The organism is Pedobacter sp. (genome assembly GCF_035566355.1).
Lineage (GTDB): Bacteria > Bacteroidota > Bacteroidia > Sphingobacteriales > Sphingobacteriaceae > Pedobacter.
On sequence record NZ_DATMRL010000622.1, the window covers coordinates 1 to 3,083 of the forward strand.

Annotated in this window: 3 protein-coding genes; all 3 read left to right on the forward strand. The window is 40.5% G+C overall.

The annotated features are described in order from the left end of the window. Positions 1–432, forward strand: a 432-nt coding sequence (locus tag VNZ46_RS24385; RefSeq protein WP_325563491.1) for a GNAT family N-acetyltransferase, incomplete at its 5' end; no start/stop codon positions are given. 104 nt (positions 433–536) lie between these two features. Continuing rightward, positions 537–1,985, forward strand: a complete 1,449-nt coding sequence (locus tag VNZ46_RS24390; protein ID WP_325563493.1) for an inorganic phosphate transporter — start codon at positions 537–539, stop codon at positions 1,983–1,985. A 19-nt stretch (positions 1,986–2,004) separates the two neighbouring features. Further along, positions 2,005–2,826, forward strand: a complete 822-nt coding sequence (locus VNZ46_RS24395) for a universal stress protein (protein WP_325563495.1) — start codon at positions 2,005–2,007, stop codon at positions 2,824–2,826. The last annotated feature ends 257 nt before the right edge of the window (positions 2,827–3,083 follow it).

Sequence of the window (3,083 nt, forward strand, 5' to 3'; positions counted from 1 at the left end):
CCCTACAATTCTGCAGAAAATATGCAGCAATATCTAGATATAAATTTTAGTATTAAGAAACTAAAAGAAGAATTATCAAATCCTGACTCGGCATTCTATACCGCATTAAACACTGATAATAAACACGTTGGATACATAAAAGTAAATTTAAGGACCGCGCAAACGGATTTACAGGATCAAAACACAATGGAAGTTGAACGCATTTACGTACTGCAAGAATTCCAGGGTCAAAAAGCGGGTCAGTTTTTGCTCAATAATGCCATTGAAATTGCCAGAAAAAATCATGTGGATAACCTTTGGCTTGGGGTGTGGGAAAAGAATATTAAGGCTATTGCCTTCTACAAAAAGAATCAGTTTAGAGATTTCGCTACGCACATCTTCAGATTTGGAGATGATGAACAACTGGATATTCTGATGAAAATTGACCTCTAAATATCAGGTCAATTTTTAGTCCTGTATCCAATTGGGCCAAGCAACAATAGCATAACAATAACTTAACTTTAAGTAGCATCGTAACCCATCTAAAAACCAGATGTTTGGCAAACGAACTATTCAAAGAACACATGTTATCTACGCTTGGTGCCATTACCCTTCCACTGCTTGGAGAAATTGATTTAAGCCATCCGGTTTTAATCGTCTTTTTTATTTGTCTTGCCACAGTACTGGCTTTTGAATTTGTAAATGGCTTTCACGACACCGCAAACGCTGTGGCTACCGTGATTTACACAAAGGCTCTAAAACCCCAGATTGCCGTACCCTGGTCTGGAATCTGGAATTTCCTTGGCGTATTTGCCGGAGGCGTAGCTGTAGCCATGGGAATCTTAAAACTAGTCCCCCTGGATGAACTCATGAATCTTCCTGTACAGGTAGGCGCCTGCCTGGTATTGGCGGTATTGATTTCTTCCATACTCTGGAATTTAGGAACATGGTATCTTGGTATCCCCTGTTCCAGTTCTCATACCTTAATTGGTGCGCTGATCGGCGGCAGTATTGGTTTTACCTATTACTACGGTGGCAGTGTAAATTGGAATAAGGCAGAAGAAATAGGTCTGTCTCTTATTCTTTCCCCGATATTTGGATTTGGGGCTTCTGTGCTTCTGATGTATTTTATTAAAAATATCCTTAAAGCAAAAAAGCTTTTTCATATCCCACAGGGCGATGATGATAAGCCACCGGTATTTGTAAGGTTATTGCTCATTACAACCTGCACCCTGGTGAGCTTTTTCCATGGAAGTAATGACGGACAAAAAGGGGTGGGTTTGCTGATGCTGATCCTCATTACTTTTCTTCCTGCAAAATTCGCCATAGATCATTCAATAACCAATCAGCAGATACTGAATACACTTAATGCTGCAGAGCAGCCTTTGCAACATTTGTTGGCTGGTCATACTACAAACTCAGCCCCTATCCTGTCTGCAAAGAAATTGATTGAACAAACCAAACAGGAAATTGGCGGAAACGCCAAAGGAAGTACAGCAGAGATTTTCAAATTCAGAAAGGATATTGAAAAAGTAACCAAAGAACTGAAAGAGCTTAGTAAGAATCCCGCCATTCAAATCTCTGAAGAGGATCTATCAGATCTTACAGATTCTTATAAGGCTTTAAATAAGGTGACCGACTTTTCACCAATATGGGTAATTGCAGCAATTTCCATTTCACTGGGTTTGGGTACGATGATTGGCTGGAAGAGGATTGTGGTAACCATTGGCGAAAAAATCGGCAACGAGCATTTAAACTATGCCCAAGGTGCAACTGCAGAGATTGTTGGTGCTGCTACAATTGGTTTAAGTACCGGACTGGGCCTTCCGGTAAGTACGACACATGTATTGTCTAGCGGAATTGCCGGTGCTATGGTTGCCCAGGGCGGAGCCAGCAATCTGAACAATGGAACATTGAAAAATATTGCTATGGCCTGGGTTCTAACCCTTCCGGTATGCATTGCATTGGCATTAGCTTTGTTCGCTCTCTTTCGCTTATTCCTTTAATCCTCTTAATCTCTCCCCCATGAAACAGATACTTGTTGCTACCGACTTTTCAAATTGTGCCAGCAATGCCATGGAATATGCTCTGGAACTGGCCAGCATCCTTCATTTCGAGGTATGTGCCATACATGCCATACACCCCACCGAGGGCATTGACAATTCGATATATAACGCGATCTACATAGAAAACTACTATAATTCAAAAAGGCAGGCACTAGCGCACTGGGCAAAAAACCTCAGTGATCAGAAGGCGTACACTCAGGTAAAGGTAACTACTCTATGTGCAGTTGGCTTTTTAAATGCAGTTATTTCCAATCATATAGCAGATCATCCTGCCGAGCTGCTGATTATGGGAATTACTGGATCAACAGGTATTTCTGGTATTGTAGGCAGTACTGCAAACATGATCGTTTCCAAACTTAAATTACCAACACTGATCGTTCCACTGGAAAGTAAACCTTCTAAAAAACCGGTTATTACACTCGCTACAGATTTCTCCACAGAACTGTCTGCAACAGATGTAAACATCTTAAAAGAATTGATACAGGCTTTCGAAACTGATGTTCTCCATGTATTAAACGTGATGGATAAATTAGACATTTCCCCGGCTATCACAGGAGAAAGGGTTCTGAAAGAATATTTTAAACCTGTAGCGCTGCAGTTTAATTATATTAGTCACAGCAGTACAACAGATGGCATTATGGATTTTGTTGTCAACAATAAAACAGACATTCTTTGTGTAGTTAAACATCACCATAATATGTTATACCGCATCTTTAACCGAAGCACCGTAAACCAGGTGATGAATAAATCGATTAAAGCCATTCTTGTTCTGCACGAATAAGCTGCCAGATCATTTACGAATTCGCGTAGGAGAATCTTTCTTTTCCATTCCTGTTTTACGGATCGTTATTTATACATTTATGAATATGATCCTGGAAGTAGCCATATCACATAGTATACATGGAATAAGAGATGCGAAGAATATACCTCATTAGTGGCTTAGGAGCTGACCGAAGGGCTTTCAGAAGACTGGTTTTTCCTGCGGACGTTGAGTTGATCCATCTCGACTGGATTCCACCACAACCTAAAGAGCCTTTG

Excerpts from the sequence above, each read along its gene's own strand:
- VNZ46_RS24395 (WP_325563495.1), top strand. The coding sequence starts at position 2,005 with ATGAAACAGATACTTGTTGCTACCGACTTTTCAAATTGTGCCAGCAAT.